This window comes from Chryseobacterium sp. Marseille-Q3244 (genome assembly GCF_940807095.1).
Classification (GTDB): domain Bacteria; phylum Bacteroidota; class Bacteroidia; order Flavobacteriales; family Weeksellaceae; genus Chryseobacterium.
On sequence record NZ_CALNWX010000002.1, the window covers coordinates 576,812 to 593,802 of the forward strand.

The following is a 16,991-nucleotide window of genomic DNA, read 5'->3' on the forward strand; positions in this document are numbered from 1 at the left end:
TTGTATGCTTTCTGAATGAGAAGAATAAAAAGAAAGTACAAATACACTATATAGTTTCAAGTGCAAGATTTATTCTGATAACATTGATTTCTAATTATATTTTCTCGCAGATTTGTCAGATCTCGCAGATACTTTCGGATATGAACATCTTTGATTTTCAAAACTTATGTGGACTTCTTATGGATTATAACTTGGTGAAATCATGTTTTGGCTTGGTAAAGAATAGAAGCTGATCGATAAAGTTTTACTTACTTTGCAATAAAGATTTGAAATCCGTGAAATTAGTTTTTAACATACTCTTTATTTCAATGTTTGCTCTGGGAAATGTTCTCATGGCACAGGATTCTACAAAAGTTTCCCAAGTCCTGAAATCTGCTGCAAAGCTGAAGAAAGCCGTAGACAAGAATGATGATAAAGGGGCCGCAGATGTATATGTAAACATGGGTACTGATTATTATAATCAGGGAAACTACGCCAAGAGCGAGGAATATTTTAGCAAAGCTAAAGCGCTTTACCAGAAACTTAATGACAAAAAAAATCTGGAATCTGTTACCCGGAAATTAGCCCAATCACAGGAAAAGCAGAATAAGATAACCCCAGCGCTCAGCAATTACAGTATGGCAGCGCAGATGAGCTATAGTGAAAAAAGCAAGGCTGTCAATGCTAATGATGTTGCAAGGCTTTCTTCTCCTACCCCTGAGCTTAGAGCAGAAGCCATTCAGAGTAATATTAATATAAGCAAAAAAGAAAACGAACAAGTCAATGTAGCGGAAGGATACAGCCAGTTGGCAGATGTAAATATACAACAGAAAGATCTTTATAAAGCGGAAGAAAACCTTAATAATGCGTATAAAATTTCAAAGCGGGAAGCTCCACAACAGGCATTGGCTATTAACCAGAAATTAGCTGATCTGTATGTAGAAAATAAGAATTTTGATAAGGCGATTGAAGCTAAAAAGAAAGTTCTTAAGGAGGATTTTGTAAAGGATAATTCTCAGGAAAAAGTGAATCAGATTCAGGAACTGGCGGATATTTATATCAAGAAAAATGATCCTAAAGAGGCGGTTGATCTTTTGAAGAATGCGTATGGAATTGCTTTGGATAAAGGACATACACTGGAAGCGCAGAAAAGTGTGAAGAAACTGGACAGTTTGTATGCCATCTCAGGAAATGTGGATGCTTCAGTTCAATTGTACAGAGACTTTTTGGGAAAACTCCCCAATCTGGTTTCCAAGGACAGAAGCCTCGTAGATAATAAGATTCTGGAAGATACAGAACAGAGAATTTCTCAGCTAGAGAAGGAAAAAGAATTGAAAGATGAACTTATCCGTAAGAAAAATATTTTCAATTATGGACTGATAGCAGCTTTAATCCTGCTGACCGGTCTGATTATTTTTATTTTCAGAACCTTGAAGAAAGTTCAGGTTAAAAACAAAAAAATAGCACTTCAGTCGCTTCGGCGGGAGATGAATCCCCACTTTATTTTCAACAGTCTGAATAGTGTCAACCACTTTATTGCCACCAATAACGAACTGGAAGCCAATCAATATTTGACTAAGTTCTCAAAGTTGATGCGTGGAGTGATGGAAAATTCTACCGATGATTTTATTCCTTTACAACAAGAGCTTGATCTTTTGCAGAACTATCTGGCATTGGAAAAAACACGTTTTGCAGATAAATTTGATTATGAAATTGAGATAGATGAAAATCTGAATATGCAAAGCCTGCAGGTTCCAGGAATGCTGGTACAACCGTTCCTTGAAAATGCCATTTGGCACGGACTGCGTTACAGAGCAGAAAAAGGCTTTTTAAAATTAAGCTTTGAGAAAAATGAACGCTACTTAAAGGTCATTGTTGAAGACAACGGAATAGGAATTGAAGAAAGTAAAAAACAGAAAACCCAGCATCAGAAAACCCGCGAAGGAAGAGGTATGAAAAATACTTTAGAGCGAATTCAGCTGCTGAATGATCTGTACAAAAAAGATATAACCTGTTCTGTAAAGGATAAGGAAAATCACAATGGAGTTTTAGTCATTATTCAAATTAATCTGGCATAGAAACTTTACAATGAAAAAAAATATATTTCAAATTATACTTATGATGAGCCTGTTTTCCGGAACTATAGCAGCTCAGGATATTGACAGTGTCAGACTGACTCATATTCTTAACAGTCTGAAACTTGACAAAACCAAGATAAAGGAAGAACTCTGTACTGAAAAGAAAATGCCCAATGTTGAAGACTCTTATATTGTGGTTATTCCTGTGGTTGTGAATCAGGATGAAGAAGATTATGTTTTTACAGTTCAGAACTATATTTTAATTACAGACCGTAACGGAACCATAAAGAACAAATATCTCGATCCAACAGAACTGAATTCTGATGCTATAAGCCTAAGAAGTTTTGCTATAGATACTGGTTTATACAATATCAGTACGAACATCCGGGCATTTGGCGTAAAGGCAGATTTTGTAGGAAGTAGCAGACCCAATCCTTATGCTTCAGGCACGCTTTCAATGTATTATCCGGAAGGGAAGGCTCTTAAAAAGGTTCTTGATCAGTTTGAAATGGATTCTACCACAGGAGAATGGGATACCCGATGCAATGGAGAGTTTAAGGATGACCATTCCTATATCATTATGACTACATCCAAAACGAACCATTTTACAGATCTTAAAATTAAGACCATTTCTGTAACCACTATAAACAAAGAAGTGAAAGGAGAATGCGCGGGAAAAGAAACTTCCAAAACAACTTATAGCACACTGAAATTCAAAAACGGAAAATATCAGTAGTTTTCCAAAATTATATTCTAAAGAAACTTTTATTATTTTTTTTTCATATAATTACTTTTTATTGTAACAAAAATTAAATAGATATTGTCTTATTAGTTTAAAACTAATCAGATGAATATCAATAATAAAACAGCCCGATTAGCAGGATTTATTTATCTTGTTGTCATCATAGCCGGTTTTTACAGTTTAATGTATGTACCATCACAATTGATTGTGTGGGAAGATCCGGAACTTACTTTTCATCATATTTCTTCGTCATCCTTATTCAGGTTGGGCATTGCAAGCAGTATGCTTTGCTATATTGCTTTTGCATTCCTTCCTTTAGTTTTGTATCAGCTGTTGAAAGAAACTGACAAAAATGCAGCAAGGCTGATGGTTATTTTTGCACTTATCAGTGTACCCATTTCTTTTATTAATCTTCAAAGTAAGTTTTCTGTACTTACCCTTGTTGAGGGAGCTGATTATTTAAAAATATTTGATACCCAGCAGCTACAGGCTCAGATGATGCTTTTACTTAATAATTATAATAAAGGAATTTTAATTGTTCAGATTTTCTGGGGACTTTGGCTGTTTCCATTGGGGTATCTGGTTTATAGGTCCGGATTTTTACCCAAAATTTTAGGAGTTTTTTTAATGTTGGGCTGTTTAGGATATGTTCTCAATGTTTTTGGAAGAACTACGATTCCTCATTTTCCGGATTATGCAATATCAGGGTATATAACATTACCCGCTTCAATAGGGGAAATAGGGATGTGCCTGTGGCTATTGATTGTAGGTGTGAAGAGTAAAACCATTAATAATAATCAAAACTAATATACCATGAACAATTCTACCCAATTTGAAGACATCCAGGTAAATGTCAAAATTATACTTGCCGGCCTTTGGACCTCTGTTACATTGTGTTATTTATACGGTGATTACTTTGAATTGTATACTCCGGGAAAAACACAAGGGCTTGTAGATGGCCATAATCTATTGAATGCTCCACTGAATTTGTTATTGGCGGCAGTTGTTTTGGCAATACCTGCGGTTATGGTATTTCTTTCCCTTATTCTGAAACCGGTTATCAACAGAATTCTTAATATTGTTTTCGGAATTTTTTTTACTGTAGTGATGCTCCTTATTGGTATTTCATCCTTTTCAGAATGGTATCTGTTTTATGTTTTCCTTGCAGTAGTGGAATGCATTATAACAATTTTGATTGTAATGTATGCCTGGAAATGGAGAAGAGTATGACTTGATTGGGAAGATTGCATGGTTAGCCAAATATCCCTAATTTGCATCTGTAATCTATTACCTGCCATTTAATATTTAAATCCAATGAAGATCAAAGCTGTAATTGTAGATGATGAACTGATCGCAAGAGAAGTATTGAGAAGCTATCTCACCAAATATTGCCCACAGGTAGAAATTCTTGGTGAAGCGGAAAATATTAAAGAAGCCGTTCCTTTAATTGCAGAGAAACAGCCTCAATTGGTTTTTTTAGATGTAGAAATGCCTTTTGGAAATGCCTTTGACGTATTGGAAGCTACCAAGGAGTTTGCCTATGAAACCATTTTCATTACTGCATTTTCGCAATATTCTTTACAGGCTTTAAACAAATCAGCAAGTTATTATATTTTAAAGCCTATTGATATACAGGAACTTATTTTGGCTGTAAACAAGGTTGTTGAAAGCATAGAAAAAAAGGAAGAGCTTAACCGGAATAAAATTCTGTTGGAGAATTTAAAGTTAAAACCTGAAAAACAACAGCTTATCCTTCCTACTTTACAAGGATTTGATGTCGTGAAAACAGAAGATATTCTCAGACTCCAGGCAGATGGAAACTTTACTCAGGTGTACCTTACCGATGGTTCAAAGAAAATGGTCTGCCGGTTTTTGAAACATTTTGATGATTTGTTGGAAAACCCTTTTGTAAGAGTTCACCGTTCTCATATTATCAATGCAACCTTTGTGAAATCTTACCATAAAAGCGGAACCGTAATGCTTGCTGATGATACTGAAATTGAGGTTTCAGGAAGTTTTAAAGATAACTTTCTAAAGGTGTTTTCCTAGAATTTATTGTTCTTTAACAGGCCAAAGGCATTATTTTTGACGTTTTCATTACAACCACACAAAATATTTCTATCATGAAAACCCTTCATAAAATAATACTTCCCGTTTCGTTAGGAGCTTTGGCGTATATGGCTTTTCATTCTTATTCCGTAGGCATTCCGAGAGGAACTCGGGCAGTCAAGAATTTTGATGTTAAAAAATATCTCGGAAGATGGTATGAAATAGCCCGTTTTGATTACAGATTCGAGAAAAATATGGATAACGTTACTGCAGAATATTCAGAGAATCCCAATGGCAGTATTCAGGTGAGAAATAAAGGGTACGATTATCTCAAAAAAGTATGGAATGAGTCTATTGGGGAAGCTAAATTCGTTAAAGATCCCACCGAAGCAAGGCTTAAAGTATCCTTTTTCAAGCCCATTTGGGCCGGTTATAATGTCATTGATATTGATGAAGACTATCAATATGCTCTGGTAGCAGGAAGCAGCTTAAAATACCTCTGGATTCTCTCCCGGACGACAACCATTCCGGAAAGTATCCGGCAACGTTTTATTGAAAAAGCCAGAAAAATCGGTTATAATACTGATGAACTCATCTGGGTGAAACATAATCAATAATAAAGCAGAAAGGCAAATCATAACATTACGATTTGCCTTTTACTTTTTTATATTTTATCCTTTAATATATTCCTTCCATTCCTCAAAACGATAATCAATGACCTGCTTCATCAGATCATAGTTTTCGTAGGTATCTTCTATATGGTAGAAAGTTTCATATTCATAATCGTTTTCCTCGGCTTTAGTATCAAAAAGATTGACGAAATCATCAGCAAAAGAACTGTATCGGTTTCCAAAATCGGTTTCATCAGCATAATAATCCTTTGCAAAACTGTTTCCAAGATCATTCAGGTCATATTCAGAGAATTTTCCATCACAAGAATCCATAATGAATTCTGCACCTGTAATCTCTCTTCGTTTTAATTTTTCAATTTCCTCTTCATGATCTTCCTTCAGTTCATCGGAGATCAGATCATTCTGAATACACCAGTTCAGGAACATACCGGTATGCGTTGCTCCGTTTTTCTGAGGAAGCCCTTCAGGAAAATCACCACCATAATGCCATGAAGCATCATCATATTTAGACATAACTATAACTAATTTCTGTCAAAAATAGAAAAAATCAATTTATATTGCCACAGCCGCATATTTTTCCGTCATTTGCAACACAATTTTTTTCAAGAATCTCATATATGGAAAAAGCAGTCCTAATCACTATTGGTGACGAAATCCTTTCCGGAAATACGGTAGATACCAATTCCAATTTTATTGCCTCTGAACTTAAAAATATCGGAATAAAGGTTGTACAGATCTTTACTATTTCAGACGAAATAGATACCATTAAGAATACATTAAGTGCTGCCTTTCAATTAGGTGATCTCATCATTACAACTGGCGGATTGGGTCCTACAAGGGATGATAAGACCAAAAAGGCACTTGCAGAATTTTTCAATGACGAAATTGCTCTGGATGAGGTAACTTTTAACCACCTTAAAGGATACATGGAAAGACGTGGAAGAGCAGATATTCTGGAAAGAAATAAAGAACAGGCTTTTGTACCTACAAAATCTATTGTTTTTCAAAACCATTTTGGAACTGCACCCTGTATGATGATGGAACTGGATGGAAAACTGAGCTACAGTTTGCCTGGTGTTCCTTATGAAGTAAAACCATTGATAAAAGATCAGATTATTCCTTATTTACAGGAAAAATTCAATCTTAACTATATTCATTCAAGAATTGTTTCTGTAGTGGGGATTCCGGAGAGTATTCTCGCAGATACCATTGAAGACTGGGAGCTTGCCCTTCCTGAAAACATCTCATTGTCTTACCTTCCGGTAGGAACCAGGGTAAAATTGAGAATAACAGCATCAGGAAACAATGAAGAAGCTTTAAAACAACAGACAGAAAATGAAATCCAGAAACTGCTTCCTCTTATCAAGGATCATGTGATTGCAATGTCTGAAGATAAAATAGAGAAGATTCTGGCAGAAATTCTTACAGAAAGAAAACTCACTATTTCAACCGCAGAAAGCTGTACCGGAGGAGAATTGGCAAAAATGATTACTTCAGTTTCCGGAAGCTCAAAATATTTTCTTGGGGGGATGGTCGCTTATGCTACAGAGAAAAAAATCAAAATTTTAAATGTTTCCAGAGAAACGGTAGATCAGTTTACTGTAGTCAGTGAACAGGTCGCCCAGGAAATGGCAAAAGGATGTCAGGAATTATTTGATACCCATATTTCCCTTTCTACTACCGGTGTGGCAGGCCCTGGAAAAGGGGAGGATGGTAAAGATATAGGAACCGTTTTTTATACGATACGAATTAATAATCAGGAAGTAACTTCAAAATTATACATGCCTCATCTGGAAAGAGTAGACTTTATGGATTTCGTTTCCCAGAAGGTGATTCAGGATCTTGTAGGGCTTTTGATAAGTCACTAAGTAAATGGTTATATTTTTAATTTTTTTTTAATTAATTTTAATGTGCTTTTTCACACTTTTTGAAAATCATTCATTAAAATTTTAAAATCGTGGAAAATTCCAAACAGATTTTTCAGACCAACAGCAAGAAACGTTGGAAAAGTGTACAATGGGGAAGCCGTATCTTTATTTTTGTTGCGGCACTCCTTCTTTTAGCGTTAGGTTTGATGATGACCCTGGACAGAAGTCCAAAAATTCCTTTTAAAGAAGATTATAAAGCAGTAATTACAGCGAATAAACCTTATCTTCAGGAAAATAAAATTTCTAAAGAGTATAAAGGCTTCAGAAGCTTCATCTCTGAAAAAAACATTCATACCAGTCTTGCCAAGATTCAAAAGGCAAGAGCAGAACGATATAAAAATCAAAATAGAAACTGGGCTCAGTTTCCCGGAGGAATTCGTTCCGCCTTCTATGTAGCATGGGATCCACAGTCTCTGATGTCTTTAAAAAGAAACATCAGACACGTCAATCTGGTATTTCCTGAATGGTTTTTCCTTGATCCTAAAACAGGAGACCTGAAAACCAACGTTGACCCGGAAGGATATAAAATAATCAAAAGAACAGGAGTGGCAGCCATGCCTATTTTGAGCAATAATTCTAATCAGGAATTCCGTGCTGAAGGGCTGGGGAAAGTTTTGAATGATCCAAAGAAAAGAACGGCTCTTATTCAAAAACTTACCCAGCAGTGCCTGAAATATCATTTCAAAGGCATCAATATCGACTTTGAAGATATGAACCTTGATTCTGATGAAAACCTGATTGCTTTTATGAAAGAACTTTCAGGAACTTTTAAACAGAATCAACTGTTGGTAACCATGGATATTATGACGGACAATGATGATTATAACATTCCGAGATTAGATCCTTATGTAGATTACTTTGTATTGATGGCTTATGATGAATATTCTGCAGGGAGTGATGCTGGTCCTGTTTCTTCACAGAAATGGATCGAAGCTCAAACGGGTAAAGTCGTTAAGCAAACCTCTCCTCATAAAATTATTCTTGGGTTGGGAGCGTATGGTTATGACTGGAGTTCCAACAAGGATGACAATACTTCAGTAACGTATATGCAGGCGATCACTAAAGCAAGTGCCAGTAAAGCGGTGATTGATTTTAATGACAATACCTTTAATCTAAACTATTCTTATACAGATTCAAAAAATAATAGCCATACTGTATTTTTTAATGATGCAGCGTCCATTTTTAACACCATGCGCTTCTCTTCTGAATATCCATTAGCCGGAACAGCCCTTTGGAGACTGGGAAGTGAAGACAGCAGAATCTGGAACTTCTATGATAAGGACCTTACATTTGCCGGGCTTTCTAAGTTAAATTTAAAAACACTGGAAAATGTAAAAGGACAGACCATGGTGGATTATATCGGGGATGGGGAAGTATTGGATGTTCTAAATACGCCCCATGATGGTAAAATTGCATTGGAAATAGATCCGAAAGAGAAAATCATCACAGATGAAAACTATATTACGTATCCAAGTTCTTATGAAGTAAAAAAATATGGAAGTGCTCCGCAGAAAGAACTGGTACTGACATTTGATGATGGGCCCGATGAAACTTACACGCCTCAGGTATTAGATATATTGTCCAAATACCATGTTCCGGCAGCCTTCTTTTTAGTAGGTTTAAATGCAGAAAAAAATCTTCCGCTGGTTAGGAGAATCTATCGTGAAGGTCATGAAATAGGAAACCACACTTTTACGCATGAAAATGTAGCAAAAGTAAGCCCGGAGAGAGCTTTACTTGAACTGAAACTTACAAGACTTCTCATAGAATGTGTAACAGGACACAGTACAATCCTTTTCCGTGCCCCTTATAACGCAGACTCTGAGCCTACCACTTCAGAAGAGATCATCCCGGTGGCATTGGCAAGACAGCAAAACTACCTGGACATTGGAGAAAATATTGATCCGGAAGACTGGCAGCCCGGAATAAAAGCAGATGAAATTGTGAAACGTGTAATGGCTGGAATCAAGCAGCAAAGAGGGAATATTATATTGCTTCATGATGCTGGTGGTGACACCAGAGAAGAAACTGTAAAAGCGTTGAAGATTTTAATTCCAACCCTTCAGAAACAAGGCTATCATTTTACCAATCTTACCAGTATTCTGCATAAGAGCAAAAGCGAACTGATGCCTGAAGTTCCTAAAACCAGATCTTATTATATCATGCAGCTTAATTTAGTATTGGCAACCGTGATCTATGGAGTGAGTCACTTTTTGGTGGCACTGTTTACTATTTTCATTGTGCTGGGATTGATAAGACTATTGTTAATGGCGTATTGGGCTTTTAAAGAAAGAAAAAAAGAGAAAAAACTGGGTGAATTTCCAACGCTTGAATTGTATCCAAAGGTTTCCATTATTGTGCCTGCTTATAATGAAGAAGTAAATATAGTATCTTCATTGCATAATCTGTTGAAACAAACCTATCCGAATTTTAATATCATCATGGTAGATGACGGAAGCAAAGATTCAACATTTGAAAAGGCCAAAGAAGCTTTTCCGAATCATCCGAAGTTGGAAATATTTACAAAAGAAAACGGTGGAAAAGCAACTGCTCTAAACTTTGGGATTTCACAAACTGATGCTGAATATGTAGTGTGTATAGACGCAGATACTAAACTGCAACAGGACGCAGTAAAATATTTGATCGCAAGATTCCTGAATGCAAGTCCTGAAGAAAAAATAGCAGCAGTAGCAGGAAATGTAAAAGTAGGAAACACTGTAAACTGGCTGACCAAATGGCAGGCAATAGAATACACAACAAGTCAGAATTTTGACAGATTAGCCTATGCTCATATCAATGCAATCACTGTAATTCCTGGTGCTATCGGAGCCTTTAAAAGATCAGTAATTCTTGAAGCAGGAGGATATTCTTCCGATACTTTGGCTGAAGATTGTGATATTACAGTAAAAATCTTAAGAGCCGGTTATACCGTTGCTAATGAAAATCAGGCTATTGCAGTAACGGAAGCTCCGGAAAGCGTAACACAATTCCTGAAACAACGTTTCCGCTGGACTTACGGAATCATGCAGATGTTTTGGAAACAGAGACAGACGTTCCTTAATCCTAAATATAAAGGACTGGGACTTTGGGCGATGCCGAATATTTTATTGTTCCAGTATATCATTCCGTTTTTCTCACCATTGGCAGATCTTATTATGTTCTTTGGAATTCTATCAGGAAACGGAAGTAAAATATTCGGTTATTACCTGATCTTCCTTTTGGTAGATGCATCCCTGACATTAATAGCATTTATTATGCAACGGGAAAAACTAGTGAATCTGCTCTATATTATTCCGCAAAGATTTGGATATAGATGGCTGATGTATATTGTATTATTTAAAAGTTTAAGAAAAGCGTTGAAAGGCGAAATGCAGTCCTGGGGCTTCCTGAAACGTACAGGAAATGTGAAAGAGATAGCAACTACTTAAAAGAATGGAGGCAGGAAGCGGGAGGTTGGAAGTTTCTTTTAGTTGTATTAATACTGAGAGTTCCAATAGACTTTTTTAAAAAGGAGAAAATGAGTACAATAGCCATTTTTGTGACTTTTATAATCTCCATCTTTCATCTTCCATCCTGCCAATTTATAAATTCTTATTCTGCTCTGATATTATTTGTTTAAATTTATTTGATGAAAAAGTAACAAATAAGAAATAAATCATACATATTGTATAAATTGTTATCATAATGAAAAAACTAACGCTTTCTTTGTTTCTAATAGCAGGGATCTGTTCTCAAAATACAGTGAGTGCACAAGCTAAAGCTGCTAAAGTAGCAGTAAACAATACGGATAAAGGTTTAGACCTTAGCTTAATGGATACTTCAGTGCGTCCACAAGATGATTTTTATAATTATGTGAGTGGAACATGGATGAAAACAGCTAAAATTCCAGCTGATAAGCCAACTTGGGGAAGCTTCAATAAATTAGGAGAGGATACGGATAACAATTCCATGACCATCCTGAACTCGCTTTTGAAAGATAAATTTACTGACGGAAGTGAAGGGAAGAAGATTCAGGATCTGTATGCTTCTTACATGAATATGCAGAAGAGAAATGCCGACGGAATTAAGCCTATTCAGGACCACCTGAATAAAATTGATGCGATCAAAAATATGGCTGACCTTCAGAACTATCTGACTTCTGTAACGAAGGAAGGTGAAAATCTTTTCTACGGATGGGGAGTCTATGCTGACTTAAAGAACTCTAATATGAATGCTGTTTACTTAGGTGATGCTTCTCTTGGTTTAGGGAGAGACTATTATCAGAAAGTAAATGAAAAAAATACAGAAGCTATTGCTGAATATCAGAAATATGTAGCTTCTATGCTGAAGGAATTAGGATACAAAAATGCTGACGAAGCTGCAAAAAATATCGTTAATTACGAAAAAAGCATTGCAAAGACGCTCTTAACAAACGAGCAAAGTCGTGATAATACTCTTCAATATAATCCTAAAACGATGGCTGAGCTTTCAGCGTTGGTAAAAGGGGTAGATCTTCCGGCTTACCTTAAAAAAGTAGGAGTAAATACAGATAAGGTAATTATCGGAGAACTGGAATATTATAAGAACTTTGATAAATTGGTGAATGCTGAGAATCTTCCAATCATTAAAGATTATCTGAAATTCCATATGATTAATGGAAGTGCCTCTTACCTGAGTGAAAAACTTGGAGATATGAAGTTTGCTTTCTTTGGTAAATATTTAAGAGGTCAGCAGGAGCAGAGAGCACTAAACAAAAGAGGTTTCGAATTAATCAATAGAAACTTAGGAGAAGCTTTCGGTAAACTCTATGTTGAAAAATACTTCCCGGCTGAAGCTAAAGCTCAGATGGTGGAATTGATCGATTACTTAAAGAAGAGCTTTACACTCCACATCAATAATCTGACTTGGATGTCTTCTACTACTAAGGAGAAAGCAATGCAGAAATTGAATAAATTCACTGTAAAAGTTGCTTATCCGGACAAATGGAAAGATTATTCAAAACTGGAGATCACTCCTGAGTCGAAAGGAGGTACATTATACAAAAACCTTCAGAATATCGGGGAGTGGCAATACAATAAAGATTTGGCAAAAATCGGAAAACCGGTGGATAAAACAGAATGGGGAATGACGCCACAGACTGTAAATGCTTATTACAACCCGGTATATAACGAAATCGTATTCCCAGCAGCGATTCTTCAGCCGCCATTCTTCAATCCTAAGGCTGATGCAGCAGTAAACTTTGGAGGAATTGGAGCTGTTATCGGTCACGAAATAAGCCACGGATTCGATGATTCAGGTGCTCAGTTTGATGCAGATGGTAACCTTGTAGACTGGTGGACTCCGGAAGATAAGGCGAACTTTGAAAAAGCGACTAAAGCCCTTGCAGCTCAATATGACAAATATGAACCTGTAAAAGGAACATTCGTAAACGGAACCTTCACAAACGGTGAAAACATTGCTGACTTAGGTGGAGTAAACATCGCTTACGATGCTCTTCAAATGTATTTAAAAGATAAAGGAAATCCAGGAAAGATCAGTGGATTTACTCAGGATCAGAGATTCTTCTTAAGCTGGGCAACCGTTTGGAGAACTTTATCAAGTGAAAAATATATGGTCAACCAAGTGAAGACAGATCCGCACTCCCCGGGTTACTTCAGAAGTTTCGGTCCGCTAATCAATGTTGATGCATTCTACAAAGCATTTGATGTGAAAAAAGGAGACAAATTATACAAAGCTCCAGAAGACAGAATCAAAATCTGGTAAAATATATAAACCGCTCAGCAATGAGCGGTTTTTTTGTTTTTTTACGACATAGGATAAGATAACGGAATGGAGTTTACACAATATCTTAACCACAATCCATAAGGAGTTGCTTCTTTCGGAGGGATGTCAAATATTTAAGGGATTTTTAACAGGGTAGTTGACATTTCCACAACATCTCTTCTCCAAACCAAACCCGAAAACTTACCACTTTCTTATCAATTATCAGTTATCCTTCATTACATATCATTAAAGTTCGTATATTTGATAAGTTTGTGTAAAATCAAAAATTATCTTCAATGAAAAAGCTAAATATTGGTATACTTGCCTTTTCGGGTATAGTATTGCTAAATTCGTGTGGTGCTGCAAAAACTGCAGGGACAGATACAAAAACAGAGGCTACAGCAACCGTTGCAACGCCGGCAAAAGAAGAAGTAAAAGAGGAAGGGATCAATTTATCTTATATGGATACAGGTGTCCGTCCACAGGATGACTTTTTTAGCTATGTGAACGGAAATTGGGTGAAAACTACTCAGATTCCTTCAGATAAAGCCAATTGGGGATCTTTCAATGCGTTGAGAGAAAATGTGGATGACGCTTCATTGGATATTTTAAATAAGATCCTTACCGAAACTTATCCTGCCGGTTCTGAAGGACAGAAAATCCAAAGTCTTTATGCTTCCTTTATGGATACTGCGAAAAGAAATGCTGATGGATTAAGTCCAATCAAAGCAGATCTTACAAAAATTGATGCGATTAAAAATCTAAATGATCTTCAAAAGTATCTTTTAGAAGCTACCAAATTAGGAGATAATTCTTTCTATGGATGGAGAGCAGGAGCAGATATGAAAAACTCTAAGATGAATGCAGTATATCTGGGAGGTCCGGATCTTGGTCTAGGAAGAGATTATTATCAGAAAGTAAACGAGGCCAATACTAAAACTTTAGGGCAATATCAGGCGTATGTTGGAAAGTTATTCGGGGTTTTAGGCTATAAAAATTCTACTCAGGCTGCACAGAATGTAGTGGATTTTGAAAAGCAACTGGCGAACTACTTGTTGACATTAGAGCAGAACAGAGATGCTAATTTAAGATACAACCCTAAAAACGTTTCTGAGTTAGCAGGAGTAGTGAAAAATGTTGATCTTGCAAAATACCTTAAAGATGCAGGAGTAAATACTGACAGGGTAATCATCGGAGAACTGAAATACTACCAGAACATGGATCAGTTCATCACGCAGAAAAACCTTCCTTTATTAAAGGACTATCTGAAATATCATCTGATTAATGGTAATGCCAGTAACCTTGATGAAAATCTTGAGCAGATCAGATTTGATTTCTATGCAAAAGATTTACAGGGGCAAAAAGAACAACGACCTATGAACAAAAGAGGGCTAACCCTTGTGAATGGTGTTCTGGGAGAAGCATTCGGTAAATTATATGTAGAGAAATACTTTACTCCGGAAGCCAAACAACAAATGGAAACTTATATTGATTATCTTTTAAAATCATTTAAAACCCATATTGCAAATATCGATTGGATGTCTCCTGAAACAAAAGTAAAGGCTCAGGAAAAACTATCCAAGTTTACAGTAAAGATTGCTTATCCGGATAAATGGAAAGATTATAGCCAGTTAAAAGTGGAATCTCCAAAACAAGGCGGGTCATTGTATGCTAACTTACAAAATGTATCTGCATGGCAGTACCAGAGAAACCTTGATAAGGTAGGAAAACCGGTTGATAAAGCTGAATGGGGAATGTCTCCGCAAACGGTAAATGCTTACTATAGCGGATCAAACAACGAAATCGTATTCCCGGCAGCAATTCTTCAGCCGCCTTTCTACAATCCTAAAGCAGATGCTGCTGTAAACTTCGGTGGAATTGGAGCGGTAATCGGTCACGAGATCTCTCACGGTTTTGATGACAGTGGTTCTCGTTTCGATGGAGATGGAAACCTTAACAACTGGTGGACTGATGCTGACCGTAAGAACTTTGATGCAAAAGTAGCTCAGTTAGCAGCTCAGTACAGTTCTTATGAGCCTGTAAAAGGAAGTTTTGTAAATGGTAAATTTACAAGTGGAGAAAATATTGGTGACTTAGGTGGAGTAGCAGTAGCTTACGACGCTCTTCAGATGTACCTTAAAGATAAAGGAAACCCAGGAAAGATCAGCGGATTCACTCAGGATCAGAGATTCTTTATGAGCTGGGCAACTGTTTGGAGAACAAAAGCAACCAATGAGTATATGATTAACCAGGTGAAAACAGATCCGCACTCTCCGGGAATGTACAGAGCTTTCGGTCCATTGGTGAATCAGGACTCATTTATTAAAGCATTTGATATCAAATCGGGGGATAAAATGTATAAAGCTCCTGAAGACAGAATAAAAATTTGGTAAGAGTACCAAAAAATTGTTAGAAAAGAAAGAATCCATCTCATTCAATGTGAGATGGATTCTCTTTTTAATAGGCTTTCTTATAATTCCGGATAACAAACTTTATTCCGGTTTCTATAATGTCTCCCATGGTTTTACAATACTTGAAATTGACATCGTAGGTAAGCTTTCGCAAAGCCGTTTTAAGCTCTGTAACATTGGCTTCCGGCGCAATATTTTCTTTTTTCATAATAGAAATGAGTTCATCAAATCTGTTTTTGCTGCTGGTCACTCTTTTTACAATTTGTGAACGTACTTCTTTACGATATTGTTCTATAGAATTAGGCTTCAGCTTTTCCATTACCATAGTAACCATCGGGTTATTTTCTTTGAAATATTGGGGAAGATACACTTTTAGGTTTCCTTCATAACTTTGCTGATCAAAATCAATGGGGCGAATTCTGTAAATAACCTGATCAAAATCGTGGATAGGAATAATAACATAATTATACGAGCGCATGTCACCCAGAAGCCCAATGAGACAGCGTTCATTGAACTTTACAAATTCTTTGGAAATTTGTGCCTTTTCTTGCTCTGTGCAGCTGGACATGTGTTTTTGAATAAATACATCTCCGGGAATTCCTAGAATATGTTCTTCAATCAGAGTGTTTTTATAAATCAGAAAATTAATCCGGTTGGGAGAAAGAAGATCTTCAAGTTCCAGTCCATATATCCGTGAAGCATCCGCCTGTTTGATATAAAAATTAGTATAATTATCGTTCAGAATATTTCTTACCCGAATTCGAAAAGGTTTAGAATTTCCAAACGTACAAAAATCAATGGTATCTACTGTAAGATAAGGCAAAGTGGCTTCATCTCCGTCAGAATGAAGAAGAGTATAAATTTTATTTAAATTAGCCTCTATTTCTTTAAACTCATATTCAGGATACATTACTCCGAGCCATAAAGTATCTTTGCCTTCTTTATCCAGAATATTCACACTATCTGTGAATCTTAGCAGGTCTTCATACAGAAACTTAATTTTGGTAGTTCTGTTATGTTTTTCCAGATACTGTTCTAATGCTTCTGAAACAGGATATATGGGTTTCCTAAACGCGATCTTTACATCTTTCATATTCTGTTTTCTTTATTTAAATATAAAGAATATTTTTTCTTCAGGTTGCAGAAATTCTTATTTTAATTTAAGTTCGGGATAAGATATTTCGTTTTTGATGATATCAGAAAGCCGAAAAAGGGGGATTGAAACTAAAAACAAAACTGAAAGCAGTATTATTAATTTTTTTGTTTTCTATGCATGTCAACGTTTTAAACCTTAGCATGCACAACTTCCAACCTCTTGTCGGATAATATTAATTTCTAATTCTTGTTGCTTAAGTTTATTAATTTTTTCATAGCTTAGTGACATTGTAAGATTGTGATTTTATGCTAAATAAGCGTAGATAAAATTAAAT

At 36.1% G+C, this 16,991-nt stretch carries 12 protein-coding genes; 10 read left to right on the forward strand and 2 right to left on the reverse strand.

Annotated elements, in window-relative coordinates; translation table 11 throughout:
• Positions 1-275 precede the first annotated feature (275 nt).
• From NBX25_RS05780 to NBX25_RS05805, 6 genes are all read left to right on the forward strand, one after another.
• Positions 276-2,057 (forward strand): tetratricopeptide repeat-containing sensor histidine kinase, encoded by a 1,782-nt coding sequence (locus NBX25_RS05780; RefSeq protein ID WP_250253043.1) that lies wholly within the window; start codon positions 276-278, stop codon positions 2,055-2,057.
• Positions 2,058-2,067: 10 nt separating this feature from the next.
• Complete coding sequence (locus tag NBX25_RS05785; protein ID WP_250253045.1) at positions 2,068-2,793, forward strand: PA3715 family protein; 726 nt, start codon at positions 2,068-2,070, stop codon at positions 2,791-2,793.
• A 111-nt stretch (positions 2,794-2,904) separates the two neighbouring features.
• Entirely contained in the window at positions 2,905-3,606 is a 702-nt protein-coding gene (locus NBX25_RS05790; protein WP_250253046.1) for a DUF4386 domain-containing protein, read from the forward strand.
• A gap of 6 nt (positions 3,607-3,612) precedes the next feature.
• Complete coding sequence (locus NBX25_RS05795) at positions 3,613-4,029, forward strand: DUF6326 family protein (protein WP_250253049.1); 417 nt, start codon at positions 3,613-3,615, stop codon at positions 4,027-4,029.
• Between the two features lie 84 nt (positions 4,030-4,113).
• Positions 4,114-4,848, forward strand: coding sequence for a LytR/AlgR family response regulator transcription factor (locus NBX25_RS05800; RefSeq protein ID WP_123908573.1), 735 nt, complete (start codon positions 4,114-4,116; stop codon positions 4,846-4,848).
• A gap of 74 nt (positions 4,849-4,922) precedes the next feature.
• Positions 4,923-5,465, forward strand: a complete 543-nt coding sequence (locus tag NBX25_RS05805; protein ID WP_123859499.1) for a lipocalin family protein — start codon at positions 4,923-4,925, stop codon at positions 5,463-5,465.
• 54 nt (positions 5,466-5,519) lie between these two features.
• Here the strand turns inward: NBX25_RS05805 and NBX25_RS05810 are convergent, their stop codons facing one another.
• Positions 5,520-5,993 carry a DUF7832 domain-containing protein gene (locus tag NBX25_RS05810; protein ID WP_123908572.1) on the reverse strand — a complete coding sequence of 158 codons (474 nt, stop codon included), beginning with the start codon at positions 5,991-5,993 and terminating at the stop codon, positions 5,520-5,522.
• Positions 5,994-6,097: 104 nt separating this feature from the next.
• On the opposite strand from NBX25_RS05810, the gene NBX25_RS05815 reads away from it, so the two are divergent.
• The 4 genes from NBX25_RS05815 (at position 6,098) to NBX25_RS05830 (ending at position 15,543) form a co-directional block, all read left to right on the forward strand.
• Positions 6,098-7,348 carry a CinA family nicotinamide mononucleotide deamidase-related protein gene (locus NBX25_RS05815; RefSeq protein WP_250253051.1) on the forward strand — a complete coding sequence of 417 codons (1,251 nt, stop codon included), beginning with the start codon at positions 6,098-6,100 and terminating at the stop codon, positions 7,346-7,348.
• Between the two features lie 89 nt (positions 7,349-7,437).
• The gene (locus NBX25_RS05820; protein WP_250253055.1) at positions 7,438-10,836 is read left to right on the forward strand and encodes a trifunctional glycoside hydrolase family 18/polysaccharide deacetylase/glycosyltransferase family 2 protein; all 3,399 of its coding nucleotides are present in this window, start codon (positions 7,438-7,440) and stop codon (positions 10,834-10,836) included.
• A gap of 256 nt (positions 10,837-11,092) precedes the next feature.
• Positions 11,093-13,150, forward strand: a complete 2,058-nt coding sequence (locus NBX25_RS05825; RefSeq protein WP_123908569.1) for a M13 family metallopeptidase — start codon at positions 11,093-11,095, stop codon at positions 13,148-13,150.
• 296 nt (positions 13,151-13,446) lie between these two features.
• Positions 13,447-15,543 carry a M13 family metallopeptidase gene (locus NBX25_RS05830; RefSeq protein ID WP_123908568.1) on the forward strand — a complete coding sequence of 699 codons (2,097 nt, stop codon included), beginning with the start codon at positions 13,447-13,449 and terminating at the stop codon, positions 15,541-15,543.
• A gap of 64 nt (positions 15,544-15,607) precedes the next feature.
• Here the strand turns inward: NBX25_RS05830 and NBX25_RS05835 are convergent, their stop codons facing one another.
• Positions 15,608-16,654: a hypothetical protein gene (locus NBX25_RS05835; RefSeq protein ID WP_123908567.1), complete on the reverse strand. Its 1,047-nt coding sequence runs from the start codon at positions 16,652-16,654 to the stop codon at positions 15,608-15,610.
• Positions 16,655-16,991: the final 337 nt, after the last annotated feature.

Excerpts from the sequence above, each read along its gene's own strand:
- NBX25_RS05795 (WP_250253049.1), top strand. The coding sequence starts at position 3,613 with ATGAACAATTCTACCCAATTTGAAGACATCCAGGTAAATGTCAAAATT.
- NBX25_RS05835 (WP_123908567.1), bottom strand. The coding sequence starts at position 16,654 with ATGAAAGATGTAAAGATCGCGTTTAGGAAACCCATATATCCTGTTTCA.
- NBX25_RS05805 (WP_123859499.1), top strand. The coding sequence starts at position 4,923 with ATGAAAACCCTTCATAAAATAATACTTCCCGTTTCGTTAGGAGCTTTG.
- NBX25_RS05800 (WP_123908573.1), top strand. The coding sequence starts at position 4,114 with ATGAAGATCAAAGCTGTAATTGTAGATGATGAACTGATCGCAAGAGAA.
- NBX25_RS05790 (WP_250253046.1), top strand. The coding sequence starts at position 2,905 with ATGAATATCAATAATAAAACAGCCCGATTAGCAGGATTTATTTATCTT.
- NBX25_RS05810 (WP_123908572.1), bottom strand. The coding sequence starts at position 5,993 with ATGTCTAAATATGATGATGCTTCATGGCATTATGGTGGTGATTTTCCT.
- NBX25_RS05830 (WP_123908568.1), top strand. The coding sequence starts at position 13,447 with ATGAAAAAGCTAAATATTGGTATACTTGCCTTTTCGGGTATAGTATTG.
- NBX25_RS05785 (WP_250253045.1), top strand. The coding sequence starts at position 2,068 with ATGAAAAAAAATATATTTCAAATTATACTTATGATGAGCCTGTTTTCC.
- NBX25_RS05815 (WP_250253051.1), top strand. The coding sequence starts at position 6,098 with ATGGAAAAAGCAGTCCTAATCACTATTGGTGACGAAATCCTTTCCGGA.
- NBX25_RS05825 (WP_123908569.1), top strand. The coding sequence starts at position 11,093 with ATGAAAAAACTAACGCTTTCTTTGTTTCTAATAGCAGGGATCTGTTCT.